Raw genomic sequence first — 261 nt, forward strand, 5'->3', positions numbered from 1 at the left:
GTGCAATATTACCATCTGAGACTACAATATCTTTGGTCACAGGAGTAGAAATGTTAGTACCATCACTTACAGTAAGTGTTACTGTATAGGTCTTAATCTCTGTAAATGTTACTTTAGGTGTTGCTAATGTTGATGTTTCTCCATTACCAAAATCCCAACTATATGTAATTGCGTCTCCATTTGGATCTGAAGATGCACTAGCATCAAAACTAACCTCTAATGGTGAAACTCCTGTCTCTGGAGTAGCTGTAAATGATGCCG

1 protein-coding gene is annotated in these 261 nt (G+C 37.5%); it reads right to left on the reverse strand.

The features are described 5' to 3' along the window. Window positions 1–261 (reverse strand): PKD domain-containing protein (locus FOF46_RS31225; protein ID WP_143919303.1); only part of this gene is annotated, 261 nt, incomplete at both ends.

The sequence above is a fragment of the Aquimarina algiphila genome, assembly GCF_007489275.1.
Classification (GTDB): domain Bacteria; phylum Bacteroidota; class Bacteroidia; order Flavobacteriales; family Flavobacteriaceae; genus Aquimarina; species Aquimarina algiphila.